Source organism: Pseudomonas pseudonitroreducens (genome assembly GCF_021603645.1).
Classification (GTDB): domain Bacteria; phylum Pseudomonadota; class Gammaproteobacteria; order Pseudomonadales; family Pseudomonadaceae; genus Pseudomonas; species Pseudomonas pseudonitroreducens.
The window spans coordinates 783,850-800,111 of sequence record NZ_BQHJ01000002.1 but is presented as its reverse complement, the minus strand read 5'-3'; the positions used below and the strand labels follow the sequence as shown (position 1 = coordinate 800,111).

18 protein-coding genes are annotated in these 16,262 nt (G+C 65.2%); 6 read left to right on the top strand and 12 right to left on the bottom strand.

The window, feature by feature from the left end:
- Position 1 precedes the first annotated feature (1 nt).
- Complete coding sequence (locus L6D89_RS07725) at positions 2 to 802, top strand: AraC family transcriptional regulator (RefSeq protein ID WP_236175726.1); 801 nt, start codon at positions 2 to 4, stop codon at positions 800 to 802.
- Between the two features lie 66 nt (positions 803 to 868).
- Positions 869 to 1,492 (top strand): LysE family translocator, encoded by a 624-nt coding sequence (locus tag L6D89_RS07720; protein WP_236199262.1) that lies wholly within the window; start codon positions 869 to 871, stop codon positions 1,490 to 1,492.
- Between the two features lie 33 nt (positions 1,493 to 1,525).
- On the opposite strand, the gene L6D89_RS07715 is transcribed toward L6D89_RS07720, so the two are convergent.
- From L6D89_RS07715 to L6D89_RS07690, 6 genes are all read right to left on the bottom strand, one after another.
- Positions 1,526 to 2,260, bottom strand: a complete 735-nt coding sequence (locus L6D89_RS07715) for a hypothetical protein (RefSeq protein ID WP_236175724.1) — start codon at positions 2,258 to 2,260, stop codon at positions 1,526 to 1,528.
- Positions 2,261 to 2,320: 60 nt separating this feature from the next.
- A complete protein-coding gene (locus L6D89_RS07710) occupies positions 2,321 to 2,701 on the bottom strand; it encodes a RidA family protein (RefSeq protein ID WP_024762056.1) in 381 nt (126 codons plus the stop codon).
- A gap of 20 nt (positions 2,702 to 2,721) precedes the next feature.
- On the bottom strand, positions 2,722 to 4,830 hold the full coding sequence (spoT, locus tag L6D89_RS07705; RefSeq protein WP_236175723.1) for a bifunctional GTP diphosphokinase/guanosine-3',5'-bis pyrophosphate 3'-pyrophosphohydrolase: 2,109 nt from the start codon (positions 4,828 to 4,830) through the stop codon (positions 2,722 to 2,724).
- A 60-nt stretch (positions 4,831 to 4,890) separates the two neighbouring features.
- The gene (gene rpoZ, locus L6D89_RS07700) at positions 4,891 to 5,157 is read right to left on the bottom strand and encodes a DNA-directed RNA polymerase subunit omega (RefSeq protein ID WP_024762058.1); all 267 of its coding nucleotides are present in this window, start codon (positions 5,155 to 5,157) and stop codon (positions 4,891 to 4,893) included.
- 101 nt (positions 5,158 to 5,258) lie between these two features.
- Positions 5,259 to 5,870 (bottom strand): guanylate kinase, encoded by a 612-nt coding sequence (gene gmk, locus L6D89_RS07695; RefSeq protein WP_233297568.1) that lies wholly within the window; start codon positions 5,868 to 5,870, stop codon positions 5,259 to 5,261.
- 46 nt (positions 5,871 to 5,916) lie between these two features.
- A complete protein-coding gene (locus L6D89_RS07690) occupies positions 5,917 to 6,780 on the bottom strand; it encodes a YicC/YloC family endoribonuclease (RefSeq protein ID WP_236199261.1) in 864 nt (287 codons plus the stop codon).
- Positions 6,781 to 6,946: 166 nt separating this feature from the next.
- Between L6D89_RS07690 and rph the strand changes: the two genes are divergently transcribed.
- On the top strand, positions 6,947 to 7,666 hold the full coding sequence (gene rph / locus L6D89_RS07685) for a ribonuclease PH (RefSeq protein ID WP_015479557.1): 720 nt from the start codon (positions 6,947 to 6,949) through the stop codon (positions 7,664 to 7,666).
- A gap of 49 nt (positions 7,667 to 7,715) precedes the next feature.
- Positions 7,716 to 8,087 carry a DUF4870 domain-containing protein gene (locus L6D89_RS07680; protein ID WP_236199260.1) on the top strand — a complete coding sequence of 124 codons (372 nt, stop codon included), beginning with the start codon at positions 7,716 to 7,718 and terminating at the stop codon, positions 8,085 to 8,087.
- 76 nt (positions 8,088 to 8,163) lie between these two features.
- On the opposite strand, the gene L6D89_RS07675 is transcribed toward L6D89_RS07680, so the two are convergent.
- Entirely contained in the window at positions 8,164 to 8,943 is a 780-nt protein-coding gene (locus L6D89_RS07675) for an exodeoxyribonuclease III (RefSeq protein ID WP_037009721.1), read from the bottom strand.
- Positions 8,944 to 9,024: 81 nt separating this feature from the next.
- On the opposite strand from L6D89_RS07675, the gene pyrE reads away from it, so the two are divergent.
- Positions 9,025 to 9,666 (top strand): orotate phosphoribosyltransferase, encoded by a 642-nt coding sequence (gene pyrE / locus L6D89_RS07670; protein ID WP_236175720.1) that lies wholly within the window; start codon positions 9,025 to 9,027, stop codon positions 9,664 to 9,666.
- A 20-nt stretch (positions 9,667 to 9,686) separates the two neighbouring features.
- Positions 9,687 to 10,301 (top strand): DUF4124 domain-containing protein, encoded by a 615-nt coding sequence (locus tag L6D89_RS07665; RefSeq protein ID WP_373873628.1) that lies wholly within the window; start codon positions 9,687 to 9,689, stop codon positions 10,299 to 10,301.
- 16 nt (positions 10,302 to 10,317) lie between these two features.
- Here L6D89_RS07665 and L6D89_RS07660 read toward each other — a convergent pair whose 3' ends face one another.
- The 5 genes from L6D89_RS07660 to coaBC form a co-directional block, all read right to left on the bottom strand.
- Positions 10,318 to 10,764 (bottom strand): acyl-CoA thioesterase, encoded by a 447-nt coding sequence (locus L6D89_RS07660; protein WP_236175719.1) that lies wholly within the window; start codon positions 10,762 to 10,764, stop codon positions 10,318 to 10,320.
- 108 nt (positions 10,765 to 10,872) lie between these two features.
- Positions 10,873 to 11,778 (bottom strand): acetylglutamate kinase, encoded by a 906-nt coding sequence (gene argB / locus L6D89_RS07655; protein ID WP_184596569.1) that lies wholly within the window; start codon positions 11,776 to 11,778, stop codon positions 10,873 to 10,875.
- Between the two features lie 30 nt (positions 11,779 to 11,808).
- Positions 11,809 to 14,433, bottom strand: a complete 2,625-nt coding sequence (locus tag L6D89_RS07650) for a phosphomannomutase/phosphoglucomutase (protein ID WP_236199259.1) — start codon at positions 14,431 to 14,433, stop codon at positions 11,809 to 11,811.
- A gap of 40 nt (positions 14,434 to 14,473) precedes the next feature.
- Complete coding sequence (dut, locus tag L6D89_RS07645) at positions 14,474 to 14,929, bottom strand: dUTP diphosphatase (RefSeq protein WP_236199258.1); 456 nt, start codon at positions 14,927 to 14,929, stop codon at positions 14,474 to 14,476.
- Between the two features lie 7 nt (positions 14,930 to 14,936).
- Complete coding sequence (gene coaBC, locus L6D89_RS07640; RefSeq protein WP_233297565.1) at positions 14,937 to 16,145, bottom strand: bifunctional phosphopantothenoylcysteine decarboxylase/phosphopantothenate--cysteine ligase CoaBC; 1,209 nt, start codon at positions 16,143 to 16,145, stop codon at positions 14,937 to 14,939.
- Between the last annotated feature and the right edge of the window lie 117 nt (positions 16,146 to 16,262).

Genomic DNA, 16,262 nt, shown 5'->3' with positions numbered 1-16,262 from the left:
GATGGACGCCAACCGGCTGCTGGCGCGCCCCTGGTTGCCGGGAGTGGAGTTGTTCCATGCGGACTTCTCCGGCCAGCCGTTCGGCCGTCACAGCCACGATGCCTTCGCCATCGGCGCCATCCTGCAGGGCGCCGGCGGCTACCAGTGCCGTGGCGCGCGCCACGTGCTGCCGGCCGGCACACTGTCGCTGATGAATCCGGAGGAGCCGCACACCGGCAATGCCGAGTCCGAGCGGCTGGTCTACCGCATGCTCTACATCGAGGAGTCGCGTCTATTGCCGCTGCTCGGGCGCAAGCAGTTGCCGCGCGGCTTCCAGGCGCTCAATCCGCATGATGACGGGCAGGTGGCCGAGGCGCTCCGGCGGGTTGCCGCAGAGTTCGAGCGTAACGATGCGCTGGCCCTGGAAAGCGAGTTGCTGACGCTGCTGGAACTGGTATTCGTCCGTCACGGCGGCATGCGGCCGAACGCCTCGCCAGCCCGCGATGGCGGCATCACGGCGAAGCTGCGCGACTATCTGGAGGCGCACTACCGCGACGCGGTCAGCCTCGAACATCTCGCCAACCTGTTGCAACGCCATCCGCGCCACCTGATCGAAGCCTTCCGCAACGCCTATGGCGTGCCGCCGCATACCTACCTGCTGCAACGGCGCATCCGCGAGGCCAAGCGCCTGCTGGTGGCCGGCGAAAAGCCGCTGGATGTTGCGTTGACCCTGGGCTTCTACGACCAGGCGCATTTTTCCGGCACCTTCCGCCGCTTTACCGGCGTCACTCCCGGACGTTTCCTGCGCGCCACGCGCACCTGAGTTTCTTCCAAGACTGCCTGGGACCGGCCCTTCCAGACTGCGCGACGTCGCATTCGGGAGATCGTCATGTTCGCCGCCTTCGCGCTGGTTGCCAGTACTCACTTTGCCGCCCTGCTGTCGCCGGGGCCGGACTTCTTCCTGCTGATCCGTGCCGCCTTGTTGCGCGGGCGGCGGCATGCCGATGGCTGTGCTGTCGGTATCGCCCTGGCCAATCTGGCCAGCATGCTGCTGGTGCTGTTCATCCTCGGCTTGCTGCCACAAGTGGCAAGCCATGGACTGCGGGTCGTGCAGTGGCTGGGCGGCGGGTATTTCGTCTGGCTTGGCGCGCAGGCTTTGCTGGCGCGGCGGGAGCTGGAGATTCCCACGCAAGTGGGTGATCAGCGTGGCGGAGGGTTTCTGCGGGGTGTGCGCGAGGGGCTTCTCGCCAGCAGCCTGAACCCCAAACTGCCGATCTTCTACACCGGCCTGTTTGGCGTACTCGGCCAGTTCCACCTGCCCGGTTGGGCGCTGGGTGTCTGCGTGCTGTGGATGGTGGCGGTGGTGCTGCTGTGGGACATGGCGCTGGTGCGCCTGCTGGATCGCCCGCGCTGGCGCGCCTGGCTACAGCACCGGGTCACGGCGCTGGACCGTCTGTGTGGTGGTCTGTTGCTGGCGCTGGGTGGCTGGTTGCTGTGGAGCGGACTGCGCTGACGTCTGCCAATCGAGCCCGCCCACTCGCGCGAGTCAGTCGCGCTCCAGCGTCCAGACCTTGTTGCCGGGTGCGTACTGCGGCATCTCGTCGGCCTGGGCACGGTTCACCGTCTCGAACAGCTCCAGCTTGTCGCCGTCGCGCTCGAAGAGGAACTCGCGGCCCTGCTGGCCCTGTTGCAGCCAGATGCTGTCGTTGTCACCGCTCATGGCCGCGCAGTCGCCGGCCAGGCACAGCGCGTAGCGATCGAAGCCGGGCATGCCTTCGAGGCTGCCGTTGGGGGAGAACTTGACCTTGCTGCCCTTGCCTTCGCCTTCCTCGATGATCCATGTGCCGTTGAGGTAGGCGGCATACAGGGCGTTCTCGAAGGTGCTGCCGGCCGGGCTCTGCGCCGCGGGCTGCTGCTTGGGACGCAGGAAGCGCTGCTCGGGCCAGTTGTCGCTGCCTACCTGCACCAGCTCCTTGCCGTCCAGCTCCAGGGCTTCCTGGTTGCTGCCGTAGAAGTCGACGCGGTAGTGCTTGGGATCTTCGGCGGTGAGTTGACCTTCGCCCAGCTCGAAGCCGTTGCTGAAGGTGGCCTGTCCGGCCTTGGTGTCCAGCTTCCATTCCAGGTTCGGGCCGTAGGCCAGCAGCGCCTCGCGCAACTTGCCACCTTTGCCGGCAGCATCGATGGCGGCCTGGTTGACCCAGACACCGGACGGGTCGGACGGGGTGCCGGCGCAGCCGGTGAGCAGGCCGAGCAGGGCGCTCAGGATCAGGGCGCGACGCATGTTTGCTCCTTGCAGACAAGAGAACGGGGCCGCTGGGGCCCCGTAGGAATCACGTACCGCTTATTCGAGGACGACGATGGCGTCCATCTCGACCTGGGCACCCTTCGGCAGGGCGGCAACGCCAATGGCGGCGCGGGCCGGGTAGGGCTGGGTGAAGTACTTGCCCATGATCTCGTTGACCTTGGCGAAGTGCGAGAGGTCGGTGAGGAAGATGTTCAGCTTGGCGACGTCGTGCAGGTAGCCGCCGGAGGCTTCGATCACTGCCTTGAGGTTCTCGAAGACCTGGACGGTCTGCTCTTCGAAGCCCTCGACCAGTTCCATGGTTTTCGGGTCCAGCGGGATCTGACCGGAGACGTAGACGGTGTTGCCAGCCTTGATGGCCTGGGAGTAGGTACCGATGGCGGCCGGGGCTTTGTCGGTATGGATAACGGTCTTGGTCATGTCGACTCCTTAGGGTGGGATCAGCTGCGCATGCGGGTGATGCGGATCACGCCCTTGAGCGCGCGCAGCTTCTTGATGACGCGGGCCAGGTGCACACGGTCATGCACGCTGACGACTAGCTGGACCACGCTGATGCGACCATCGCGCTCGTCCATGCTGATCTTCTCGATGTTGCCGTCGGCGGCGTTGACACTGGTGGCGAGCAGGGCGATCAGGCCGCGCTGGTGCTCCAGTTCGACGCGCAGTTCGACGTTGAATTCGCCGGTGACATCCTTGGCCCAGCTGAGCTGGATGCATTTTTCCGGGTTGTGGCGAATTTCGCTGATGTTCCGGCAGTTCTCCAGGTGCACGACCATGCCCTTGCCGGCGGACAGGTGGCCGACGATCGGGTCGCCCGGGATCGGCGTGCAGCACTTGGCGTAGCTGAGCACCAGCCCTTCGGTTCCGCGGATCGCCAGCGGCCCTTCGGCGCTGGGGGCCTGTTCGCCTTCGCTGGACAGCAGGCGGCGTGCGACCACATAGGCCATGCGGTTGCCCAGGCCGATCTCTTCGAGCAGGTCCTCGAAGACCTCCATGCGGTATTCGGCGAGGACGCCCTGGATGCGCTCCTGCGGGATCTTCTCCAGGTGGCTGTCGAAGCCGGCGAGGGTCTTGTTCAGCAGGCGCTCGCCGAGATTGATCGACTCGGAGCGGCGCTGCAGCTTGAGCGCATGGCGGATGTGCGTGCGTGCCTTGCCGGTGACCACGAAATTGAGCCAGGCCGGGTTCGGTCGGGTGCCCGGCGCGGTGACGATTTCCACCGTCGCGCCGCTCTGCAGCGGTTCGGACAGCGGCGCCAGGCGACGGTTGATGCGGCAGGCGATGCAGCTGTTGCCGACGTCGGTATGCACCGCGTAGGCGAAGTCGACCGCCGTGGAGCCTTTGGGCAGCTCCATGATGCGGCCCTTGGGCGTGAACACGTAGACCTCGTCCGGGAACAGGTCGATCTTCACGTTCTCGATGAATTCCAGCGAGTTGCCGGCGCGCTGCTGCAGTTCGAGGATGCCCTTGACCCACTGGCGGGCGCGGGCGTGGGTACCTTTGGGCGATTCCTCTTCGCTGGACTTGTACAGCCAGTGCGCGGCGATGCCGTGGTTGGCCATCTCTTCCATCTCGCGGGTGCGGATCTGGATCTCGATGGGCACGCCGTGCATGCCGAACAGCGTGGTGTGCAACGACTGGTAGCCGTTGGCCTTGGGAATGGCGATGTAGTCCTTGAAGCGACCGGGGAACGGCTTGTACAGGTTGTGCACGGCGCCGAGCACGCGGTAGCAGGTGTCGACCTTGTCGACGATGATGCGGAAGGCGTAGACGTCCATGATCTCGGTGAACGCCTTGCGCTTGCCGCGCATCTTCTTGTAGATGCTGAACAGGTGCTTCTCGCGGCCCAGGACCTGGCCTTCCATGCCTTCGCGGGCAAGGCAGTTGACCAGCGATTCCTGGATCTTGCCGACGATTTCGCGGCGATTGCCACGGGCCTTCTTCACCGCCTGGCGAATGCGCTCGGAGCGCATCGGATGCATGGCCTTGAAGCCCAGGTCCTCGAACTCCACGCGCATGCTGTGCATGCCCAGCCGGTTGGCGATGGGCGCGTAGATTTCCAGGGTTTCCTTGGCGATGCGCCGGCGCTTCTCGCCCGACAGCACTTCCAGGGTGCGCATGTTGTGCAGGCGGTCGGCCAGCTTCACCAGGATCACGCGGATGTCGCGCGCCATGGCCATGGCCATCTTCTGGAAGTTCTCGGCCTGCGCCTCGGCCTTGGACTCGAAGTTCATCTGGGTCAGCTTGCTGACCCCGTCCACCAGTTCCGAAACGGTTTCGCCGAACTGCGCGGTAAGCGCTTCCTTGGCGATGCCGGTGTCCTCGATCACATCGTGCAGCATGGCCGCCATCAGGCTCTGATGGTCCATGTGCATGTCGGCGAGGATGTTGGCGACGGCGAGCGGGTGCGTGACATAGGCTTCGCCGCTGCGGCGGCGCTGCCCGTCATGGGCCTGCTCGGCGTAGTAGTAGGCGCGGCGGACCAGGTTGACCTGATCCGGGCCCAGGTAGCTCGACAGTCGGTCGGCGAAGGCGTCTATGCTCGGCATGGGCTTACCCCCTGCCGAGCGGCATATCGCGGCGCGCCGATTCGTCGGCCAGACATCGACTTACAGGGCCTCGTTGTTGGCCTCGTCTTCAAAAGCAGCGAACAGCGGCTCTTCTTCAACCACGTCCTCCTGCTGAACGATGTCAGCATCCACCAGGCCAGAGGCGATTTCGCGCAGGGCGACGACGGTGGGCTTGTCGTTTTCCCACGGTACCTTGGGCTCTTTGCCGCCGGTAGCCAGCTGGCGCGAACGCTTGGTGGCGAGCATGACCAGCTCGAAACGGTTATCGACGTTGTCCAGGCAGTCTTCAACGGTGACGCGGGCCATGGTGTTCCTCATTACGCAAATGGAGACCCGGAGAAATACCGGGCGGACTGGATAGTCTAAAAAATCGCCAATCTTTATGGAAGTGCCTTTGCTCGCCCGTTTCAGGCCAGCAGGCGTTGCAGCAGCTCGGTATGGCGTTGCTGCTGGGCATCCTGGCGCAGTTGGCGGGCGCGGAAGATCGCCTTGAGGTCTTCCAGTGCGTGGGCGAAATCGTCGTTGATCACCAGGTGATCGTACTCCACATAGTGGCTCATTTCGCTGACGGCTTCCTGCATGCGCCGCTCGATCACCTCGTCGCTGTCCTGGCCGCGGTTGGTCAGGCGCTGGCGCAGGGCTTCCTGGGTCGGCGGCAGAATGAAGATCGACTGCGCCTGGGGCATCAGCCGGCGCACCTGCTGCGCGCCCTGCCAGTCGATCTCGAGAATCAGGTCGTTGCCCTCGGCCAGGGTCTTCTCGACCCAGCGCTGGGAGGTGCCATAGAGGTTGTCGAAGACCTGCGCGTGCTCGAGGAATTCGTTGCGCTCGAGCATGGCCTTGAAGGTGTCGTGGCCGACGAAGTGGTAGTTCACCCCGTCCACTTCGCCCGGACGCATGCCGCGGGTGGTGTGGGAGACGGAGACGCGCACGCTGGGCATGGCGTCGAGCAGGGCCTTGACCAGGCTGGTCTTGCCGGCGCCCGACGGCGCGGAAACGATGTACAGGGTGCCGGACATGGCGCTTTCCTGGAGTTGCGGTGGATTGGGACCGGAGACGCCCGGCTTACTCGATATTCTGTACCTGTTCGCGCATCTGCTCGATCAGGACCTTGAGGTTGACCGCGGCCTGCGTGGAGCGCGGGTCGAACGCCTTCGAACCCAGCGTGTTGGCCTCGCGGTTGAGCTCCTGCATCAGGAAGTCCAGGCGCCGGCCTGCGGCACCGCCGGCCTTGAGCACGCGGCGTACTTCGGTGATGTGGGTAGTCAGGCGATCCAGCTCCTCGGCGACGTCGCTCTTCTGCGCCAGCAGGACCATTTCCTGCTCCAGGCGCTGCGGGTCGAGTTCGGCTTTCATCTCAGTGAAGCGGTCGAGGATCTTCTGCCGCTGGTTGGCGAGCATCTGCGGCACCAGCTCGCGCAGGTTGACCACTTCTTCCTGCATGGCACTCAGGCGCTCGTCGATGATCTTCGCCAGGTCTGCACCTTCGCGGGCGCGGCCGGCCTTGAGTTCGTCCAGCGCCTGGTTGAAGGCGGTCAGGGCGCTGGCGTTGAGCGCCTGCGGGTCGGCGGCGTCGCCCACCAGCACGCCCGGCCAGGCCAGCACGGCCAGCGGGTCGAGCGGGGCGGGCTGCTGGATCAGGCCGGCGACGGTCTCGGCGGCGGCGACCAGCTGCGCGGCGCGCTCGCGGTCGACCTGCAGCGGCTTGCCGGCGTTTTCCTCGTTGAAGCGCAGGGTGCATTCCACCTTGCCGCGCGACAGACCCTGGCGCAGCGCCTCGCGCACCGCGCCTTCGAGGTCGCGGAAGGCTTCGGGCAGGCGCAGGTTGGGTTCGAGGTAGCGGTGGTTGACCGAGCGCAGCTCCCAACTGAGGGTTCCATGGGTGCCGGCGCGCTCGACGCGGGCGAAGGCGGTCATGCTGTGGACCATGGAATCACCTCTCTGAATGGGCTGGGAAAATGGCCGACAGGTCGTCGGAAACCGGTAATTGTACCCCAGCGTGGCGCGCCGCAGCACGCCGGCGGTGGTTGCGCCCGTCCGCTGGCCTCTATAATGGCGGACATTCCCCCGCCAGTAATCTGTACAGGATGCCTCCATGAACCGTCCCAGTGGCCGCGCCGCCGACCAACTGCGCCCGATCCGTATCACCCGCCATTACACCAAGCATGCCGAGGGCTCCGTGCTGGTCGAGTTCGGCGACACCAAGGTGATCTGCACCGTCAGCGCCGAATCCGGTGTGCCGCGCTTCCTCAAGGGCCAGGGCCAGGGCTGGCTGACCGCCGAATACGGCATGCTGCCGCGTTCCACCGGTGAGCGTAACCAGCGCGAAGCCGCGCGCGGCAAGCAGGGTGGCCGTACCCTGGAAATCCAGCGGCTGATCGGTCGTTCCCTGCGCGCCGCGCTGGACCTGAGCAAGCTGGGTGAGAACACCCTGTATATCGACTGCGATGTGATCCAGGCCGACGGTGGCACTCGCACCGCGTCCATCACCGGCGCCACCGTGGCGCTGATCGACGCCCTGGCCGTGCTGAAGAAGCGCGGCGCACTCAAGGGCAACCCGCTCAAGCAGATGGTCGCTGCCGTGTCCGTGGGTATGTACCAGGGCGAGCCGGTGCTGGACCTGGACTACCTGGAAGACTCCGCCGCCGAGACCGATCTGAACGTGGTCATGACCGACGCGGGCGGCTTCATCGAAGTCCAGGGCACCGCCGAGGGTGCACCCTTCCAGCCGGCTGAACTCAATGCCATGCTGGAGCTGGCGCAGCAGGGCCTGCGCGAGCTGTTCGAGCTGCAGCGCGCCGCGCTGGCGGACTGACCCGACGGGCGGTGAACCCGCCCGCTCTGCAAGTACAAGGAGCGAAAGGATGAGCGACGAAGTACCGGTACCGCAGCCTAAGCCGAGCCAGGAGGCCCGGCAGTGGGCGATGTTCTGCCACTTTGCCGCTTTCCTTGGCTTCATCTTCCCTTTCGGTAACCTGCTCGGGCCGCTGATCGTCTGGCAGATCAAGCGTGAATCGGACCCGTTCGTGGACCGTCAGGGCAAGGAAGCGCTGAACTTCCAGATCACCGTGAGCCTCGCGGTGGTGGTCAGCTTCCTGCTGATGCTGGTGGTGATTGGCTTCTTCCTGCTGGGCCTGGTGAGCATCGGCGCGCTGGTGTTGACCATCATCGCCGGGATCAAGGCCAACGAAGGGCTGGACTACCGCTATCCCTTCACCTGGCGTCCGATCAAGTAGGCGCTGAATTCCAGGCATGAAAAAGCCGGCGCGAAGCCGGCTTTTTTCTGTCCGCCTTTCGGCGCGGCGCCAGGACTCAGATGCTCAGCGTCCAGTCGTAGTCCACGATCAGCGGCGCATGCTGGGAGAAGCGCGGCTGGCGCGGCAGCTTGGCGCCGCGCACGAAGCGGCGCAGACCCGGCGTGAGGATCTGGTAGTCGAAGCGCCAGCCCAGGTTGAGCAACTCGGCCTGTTCGCTTTCCGGCCACCAGCTGTACTGGTCGCCTTCGCGGTTGACCTCGCGCAGGGCGTCGACATAGCCCATGGTGCCGAAGATCTCATCCATCCAGCCACGCTCCGGCGCCATGAAGCCGGGCGATTGCTGGCATTCGCGCCAGTTCTTCACGTCGAGCTTCTGGTGCGCGACGTACAGCGAGCCGCAATAGATGTATTCGCGGCGCTTGCGGCGCTGTTTGTTCATGTACTGGGCGAAATCGTCCATGAACTTGAACTTGTGGTTCAGGTTCTCATCCCCTTCCTGCCCGGTAGGCAGCAGGAGAGTGGCGATACTCACCTTATCGAAATCGGCTTGCAGGTAGCGCCCGTAACGATCGGCCATCTCGAAACCCAGGCCGCTTATGACAGCCTTGGGTTGCAGACGACTATAGATTGCGACGCCGCCCTGACTGGGCACTTCGGCATCGCAGGCGTACAGGAAGTAGCCATCCAGTTGGTAGGATGGGTCATCCAGATCGAAAGCGGAGGCGCGGGTATCCTGCAAGCAGATCACGTCGGCATTCTGGGCTTGCAGCCAGCTGAGTAGACCCCGCTCGGCTGCAGCCTGAATACCATTCACGTTCACACTGATGATCCGCATAAATGGCCCCCAAAATCACGTGTGTGTATGATACCCGAGCTCAAACGGTTTAGCTAAATTCATACCGGCCGGTTCTCTCCCATGCACGCATATCAACGCGATTTCATCCGCTTCGCCATCGAGCGCGGCGTTCTTCGCTTCGGCGAGTTCACTCTCAAGTCCGGGCGCACCAGCCCGTACTTCTTCAATGCCGGTCTGTTCAACAGCGGCGTTGCGCTGTCCCAGCTGGGTCGTTTCTACGCCAGCGCGGTGGTCGACAGCGGCATACCTTTCGACGTGTTGTTCGGTCCGGCCTATAAAGGAATTCCGCTGGCGGCCGCTACAGCTATTGCGCTGGCGGAACAGCACGGCCGCGACCTGCCCTGGTGCTTCAACCGCAAGGAAGCCAAGGACCATGGCGAAGGCGGCACGCTGGTTGGCGCTCCCCTGGCCGGTCGCGCATTGATCATCGACGACGTGATCACCGCTGGCACTGCGATTCGCGAGGTCATGCAGATCATCGACGCGCAGGGAGCCCAGGCTGCCGGCGTGCTGATCGCGCTGAACCGGCAGGAGCGCGGCAAGGGCGAGCTTTCGGCGATCCAGGAAGTGGAACGGGATTTCTCGATTCCAGTCGTAAGCATTGTCTCGCTGGAGCAGGTGCTGGAATATCTGGCCGGTGACGGGCAGCTCAAGCAGCATCTGTCGGCAGTCGAAGCGTATCGGGCGCAGTACGGTATCTAACCGGAACAAGGGTGTCGGGCATGGCCAAGCAGGGTGCTTACCGCTACAGGGTGTTGATGGGGCTTCTGGGAGCCATGCTCGCCGGCCAGGCGGCTGCCGACCAGGCGGCCAGCCAGGTCGAGATGTACCGTTACGTGAATGACAAGGGCATCACCGTCATTGACCGCCTGGGCGTGCCCCCGCAGTACATCGGCAAGGGCTATCAGGTGCTCAATGAACAGGGCCGGGTGATCCGCGAGGTGCCGCCGGCCCCGACCGCCGCCGAGATCGAGCAGCGCAAGGCGGACGCCGCCCGTGCCAGTTCCGACCAGCAGCTGATGCGCATGTACACCAGCGTCGAAGACGTCGACCGTGCCCGCGACCGCAAACTGGCCGAACTCGATGGGCTGACCAGCGTGGCCAAGGGCAATCTGCAGTCACTGAAGATGCAGCAGGCCAACCTGCAGGCTCGCGCCGCCGACCAGGAGCGCGCCGGGCGTCAGGTGCCCGACGACCTGGTCGCGCAGCTGAACAACTTGCGCAGCGATGAGCAGCGCCTGCAGCAGGACATTACCCGCTACCAGCAACTGCGCGTGCAGGCTGTGAGCAGCTTCGGCGAGGATCGCGCCCGCGTCGCCCAGCTGGTGGGCAACTGAGCCCACCCCGCGCCGCTCACTGTTGCGGCGAGACGCGCTCGAATTCGTTGATCTTCCCGCGCAGCCAGTCCGGCAGGGGCTGGCTCGTGCGGTCTTCGCCGGCATAGGCGTAGATCAGTTCACCCAGCGTCAGCAATTGCTCGTCACACCAGATCGAGACCTGGAAGGTCAGGCTGCTGCGACCCAGCCGGCTGACGCGCACGCCCATCTCCAGCCACTCGTCGAAGCGCGCCGGCGCCAGGTATTCCAGGGTGGTCTTCACCGCGAACAGGTCGCCGCCGCCGCGCAGCAGATCGGCCGGGTAGCTCACGCCCAGGTGGCGGTAATACTCGGTGGTGGCGACATCGGCGTAGGTCAGGTAATTGCCGTTGAAGACGATGCCCTGCGGGTCGACCTCCGACCAGCGCACGCGCAGGCCGTGGAAGAAGCTGAAGTCATTGCGGGAAACGGGAGACGCGGCCATGCGAAAGCTCCTGAAGACCTGTTCGACGCTGGGCAGCCATGGCTGCCAATGCGGCCCCGAACAGACAGAAAAACACCCGCGAGGATCGCTCCTGGCGGGTGTCTTTGATCAACGCGACTTGCGGTTGGTGATCAGCGTGCCGACACCGCTGTCGGTGAAGATCTCCAGCAGCACGGCGTTCGGTACACGGCCATCGATGATGTGCGCGCTGGTCACGCCGCCCTGCACCGCTTCGAGGGCGCAGCGAATCTTCGGCAGCATGCCGCCGTAGATGGTGCCGTCGGCGATCAGCTCGTTGACCTGCTCGGTGGTCAGGCCGGTGAGGACCTGGCCCTGCTTGTCCATCAGACCGGCGATGTTGGTCAGCAGCATCAGCTTCTCGGCCTTCAGCGCCTCGGCCACCTTGCCGGCCACCAGGTCGGCGTTGATGTTGTAGGACTCGCCGTTGGCGCCCACGCCGATCGGTGCGATCACCGGGATGAAATCGCCCTGCACGAGCATGTTCAGCAGGTCGACGTTGACCCCGGTGACTTCGCCCACGTGGCCGATGTCGATGATTTCCGGCTTGGTCATTTCCGGCGTCTGGCGGGTGACGGTGAGCTTCTTCGCACGGATCAGCTCGGCGTCCTTTCCGGTCAGGCCGATGGCGCTGCCGCCATGGCGGTTGATCAGGTTGACGATGTCCTTGTTCACCTGGCCGCCGAGGACCATCTCCACCACGTCCATGGTCTGCGCATCGGTGACGCGCATGCCATCGATGAAGTGGCTCTCGATCGACAGGCGGCTGAGCAGGTCGCCGATCTGCGGACCACCACCATGCACCACCACCGGGTTGATACCGACGGCCTTCATCAGCACCACGTCGCGGGCGAAGCTGTTCTTCAGTTCGTCCGTTTCCATGGCGTTGCCGCCGTACTTGATCACCAGCGTCTTGCCGACGAACCGGCGGATATAGGGCAGGGCTTCGGCAAGGACGCGGGCAACCTGGGCGGCGTCATCGCGGCTCTGGGTCATGGTGGGCTCCGGCATAGTCTTACTTGAGGGTCAGAAGGGCAGGCTGAGGGCGGGGTCGACCGCTTTCAGCTGGGTACGGAACACTTCCTTGATGCGCTCCAGTTCGTCCTGGGAGTCCGCCTCGAAGCGCAGCACCAGCACCGGAGTGGTGTTGGACGCGCGAACCAGACCCCAGCCTTTGGGGTAATCCACGCGCACGCCGTCGAGGGTGGTGAGGTTGGCTTCACCCCACTGGCCGCGGGCCTGCAGCGCCTCGATCAGGGCGAACTTGCCCTCGTCGGTGACGGTAATGTTGATTTCCGGGGTGGAGATGTCCATCGGGAACGCGGAGAACACGCGCTCGGCATCGCGCTTGTCCAGGCTGATGATTTCCAGCAGGCGCGCGGCGCTGTAGATGCCGTCGTCGAAGCCGTACCAGCGCTCCTTGAAGAAGATGTGGCCGCTCATCTCGCCGGCGAGCAGGGCGCCGGTTTCCTTCATCTTCTTCTTGATCAGCGAGTGGCCGGTCTTCCACATCACCGGGCGGCCGCCGTAGCCGCTGATCAGGGAGATCAGGCGACGTGTGCATTTGACGTCGAAAATGATGTCGGCGCCGGGGTTGCGCGAGACCACGTCCTTGGCAAACAGCATCAGCAGGCGGTCGGGGTAGATGATGGTGCCTTCGTTGGTCACCACGCCCACACGGTCGCCGTCGCCGTCGAAGGCCAGGCCCAGGTCGGCGCCGGTTTCCTTCACCTTGGCGATCAGGTCTTCCAGGTTCTCGGGCTTGCCCGGATCCGGGTGGTGGTTGGGGAAGGTGCCGTCGACATCGCAGTACAGCGGGATCACGGTGCAGCCCAGGGCTTCGATCAGTTGCGGGGCGATTACACCGGCCACGCCGTTGCCGCAGTCCACGACTACTTTCAGCGGCTTGGCCAGGGCGATGTCGTCGCGGATCTGCTGGAAGTAGCGCGGCAGGATGTCGATCTGCTGCACGCTGCCGATGCCGGAGGCGAGGTCGCCGTTCTGGATGCGCTCGCGCAGGGCCTGGATCTGCTCGTTGGCCAGGGTTTCACCGGCGACGACGATCTTGAAGCCGTTGTAGTCCGGCGGGTTGTGGCTGCCGGTGAGCATCACGCCCGATTTGCCTTCCAGGACGTTGGCGGCGTAGTACAGCACCGGGGTCGGCACCATGCCGATGTCGGTGACCTGGCAGCCGCAATCGACCAGGCCCTGGATCAGCTGCTGGACCAGCTCGGGGCCGGACAGGCGGCCGTCGCGGCCTACGGAAACGCACGGCTCGCCGCGCGCCAGGCTTTCGGAACCGATGGCGCGGCCGACCCAGTAGGCGGTCTCGGCGGTCAGGGTGTCGCCGACCACGCCACGGATGTCGTAGGCGCGGAAGATGCTGGCGGGCAGCTGCGGGGCTTTAGGCGTGCTCATAGCGGGTGTTTGCTCCAATCCCAGGAGATCCTGGTCTTCATCAAGAATGTCGATGTCCAGAATGTCAGTGTTCTGGAATAGCGGATCGACCAATGGCGTTTGGGTGGCAGCGGCCGGGGCGCTGGCAGCGGCGACAGCCGGGGTCGGCTGAACAGGGGCTGCGGGCGCGGCGGGGGTGCTGGCACCGGATGTTTCGGTCTTGCGGCGCGGCTGGCGGGCCAGCGCCTGAGCCAGTGCCTGCAGGCTCGGCAGGCTCAGCTCAGGAGCTTTGGCAGTGCGTTGGCCGGCGAGTTCCTGAATGAACTGCCCCAGGGTCTGGGCATCCTTGCTGACCCGGCGCTGCATCGCACTTTGCGCAAGATAGAGGCCCAGCAGGCCGCCGACCAGTGCCAGGAGCGCGGCAATGCCCAGCAGGGTCGGCGAGTACAGCTGGCCGGTGATCGTCGGGCCGGGGGTGAAGCTCAGCTTCCAGTTCGGATTGCCGCTGGGCAGCTCCAGCGGAGCGGCGCCATTGGCCTGGCCGCGCTGCAGCAGCAACTGGGCTGGCGAGTTGCCGAACTGCTGGGAGATCTGCAGTTGGCCGATATCGGCGGACATCGGCGGCAGGCTGCCGAGCAAACGTTGCAGGTCGACGACCAGCAGCAGCGAACCCTGGATCGAGTTGTCGGCGGCACGCAGTGCGACGGGGCTGTAGACCAGCCAGCGGGTGCCGACCTTGTAGGCCTCCGGCGCCACCGCCTGGCCGCTTTCGACCCGGTGAAGCATGTCCAGTGCGGCGTAGTTCAGCGGGCCGGGGCGGGCAGTATCCTGCACGGCCTGGCCGTTGGCATTCAGGTGCACGTCCACCAGGCCGTCCAGGTGGCCCTGGGTCAGCGCTTTCTCCAGTGCGGCGATGCGCGCCGGGTCATTGCTCTGCAAGGCCGGCAATAGTTGCGGGTCGCCTGCCATGGCGCGGCTGTCGGCGGCCAGCAGGTTCAGTGACTGGCGCAGGGCGCCGGCCTGGCTGTCGGACCAGGCGCTGGTCAGCTGGGTAACGTGAGTATTGTCGGCCTGGCCGAACAGGCTGAACCACAGCAGCGCGCCGGCGGCGGCCACACCGCCCACGGTGAGGACGAAGGATGGCAGCAGCGGCTTGAGGTCGACCTTCGCGGCCGGTCCTTTGACGGGCTTCTCCGCCGGTACGAGTTCCGGCAGTTCGGCGCTGTCCTTGGCAGTGCGTTGGAAAAGTTTCATGCAACGTCTCCTCGGCGATTCATCCTGAAATGGGTAGGGGTCAATGGCTGCCGGAGTGACCGAAGCCGCCGGCACCGCGCTGGCTTTCATCGAAGGTCTCGACCAGCTCGAAATGCGCCTGTACCACCGGCACCAGCACCAGTTGGGCGAGACGCTCGCCAATGGCGATCTTGAAGGCCGTCTGGCCGCGGTTCCAGCAGGAGACCATCAGCTCGCCCTGGTAGTCGGAGTCGATCAGGCCGACCAGGTTGCCGAGCACGATGCCGTGCTTGTGGCCCAGGCCCGAACGCGGAAGGATCAGCGCGGCCAGGCCCGGATCGGCGATGTAGATGGACAGGCCGGTGGGAATCAGCACGGTCTGGCCCGGCTCGAGGACCAGGTCCTCCTTGAGCATGGCGCGCAGGTCGAGGCCGGCGGAACCCGGGGTGGCGTACTGCGGCAGCGGGAATTCGCTGCCCAGGCGGGGGTCGAGGATCTTGGCTTGCAGGGAGTGCATTGAGTTCTCAGTGTTGATTGATGCGTTCGGCGATGAAGGCGATCAGCTGGCGGGCGATCTTGCCCTTGCTGGTCTGGGCGAACGCAGTCTTGTGCAATTCGCGGTCGATGACCGTGATGGCGTTCTCTTCACTATTGAAGCCGATTGACGGATTTGCCACGTCATTGGCAACGATCAGATCGAGATTCTTGTCCTTGAGCTTGCGCGAGGCGTACTCGAGCAGGTTCTCGGTCTCCGCGGCGAAGCCGACGCTGAAGGGGCGGTCCTCGCGCAGCGAGAGGGTGGCGAGAATGTCGGGATTGCGCACCAGCTGCAAGAGCAGACCGTCACCCTTGGTGGGATCTTTCTTGAGTTTCTGCGTTGCGACCAGCTCCGGGCGGTAGTCGGCCACGGCGGCAGAGGCAATCAGGATGTCCGCCGGCATCGCCGCTTCGCAGGCGGCGAGCATGTCGCGGGCGCTGACCACGTCGACGCGGCTCACCCGGTCCGGAGTCGGCAGGTGCACCGGACCGGTGACCAGGGTCACGCGGGCGCCTGCTTCGGCGGCCGCCTCGGCCAGGGCGAAGCCCATCTTCCCCGAGCTGTGGTTGGTGATATAGCGCACCGGGTCGATGTTTTCCTGGGTCGGCCCTGCGGTAATCAGGATGTGCTGGCCGGTCAGGGCCTTGAACTCGAAACAGTCGGCGGCCAGCTGCGCCAGCTCCTCGGCTTCGAGCATGCGGCCAGGGCCGACGTCGCCGCAGGCCTGGCTGCCGGCTGCGGGACCGAAGAAGTGCAGGCCGCGGCTGCGCAGCAGCTCGGCGTTGACCTGGGTGGCCGGGTCACGCCACATGGCCTGGTTCATCGCCGGGGCGAGGGCAACCTGCGCGTCGGTGGCCAGCACCAGGGTGGTCAGCAGGTCGTTGGCCACGCCCTGGGCCAGGCGCGCCATGAGGTCGGCCGTAGCGGGGGCGATCAGTACCAGGTCGGCCCAGCGGGCCAGCTCGATGTGTCCCATGGCCGCTTCGGCGGCGGGGTCGAGCAGGTCCAGGTGTACCGGATGGCCGGACAGTGCCTGGAGGGTGAGCGGGGTGATGAACTCGCGGCCGCCCTGGGTCATCACGACACGCACCTCGGCGCCCTGGTCGCGCAACCGGCGGACCAGTTCGGCGCTCTTGTAGGCGGCGATACCGCCGCCGACGCCCAGAACGATGCGTTTACGATAGAGCCGCTGCATAGGCCAGCCTTAAATACGGAAATGGATGACGCGCGCTGAAGCCGACGACGCCTCCCCAGGCCTCCGGCTGCGCGCAGCGAGGGGGCTAAGATAGCACAGCGCCCGCATGGGAACAGC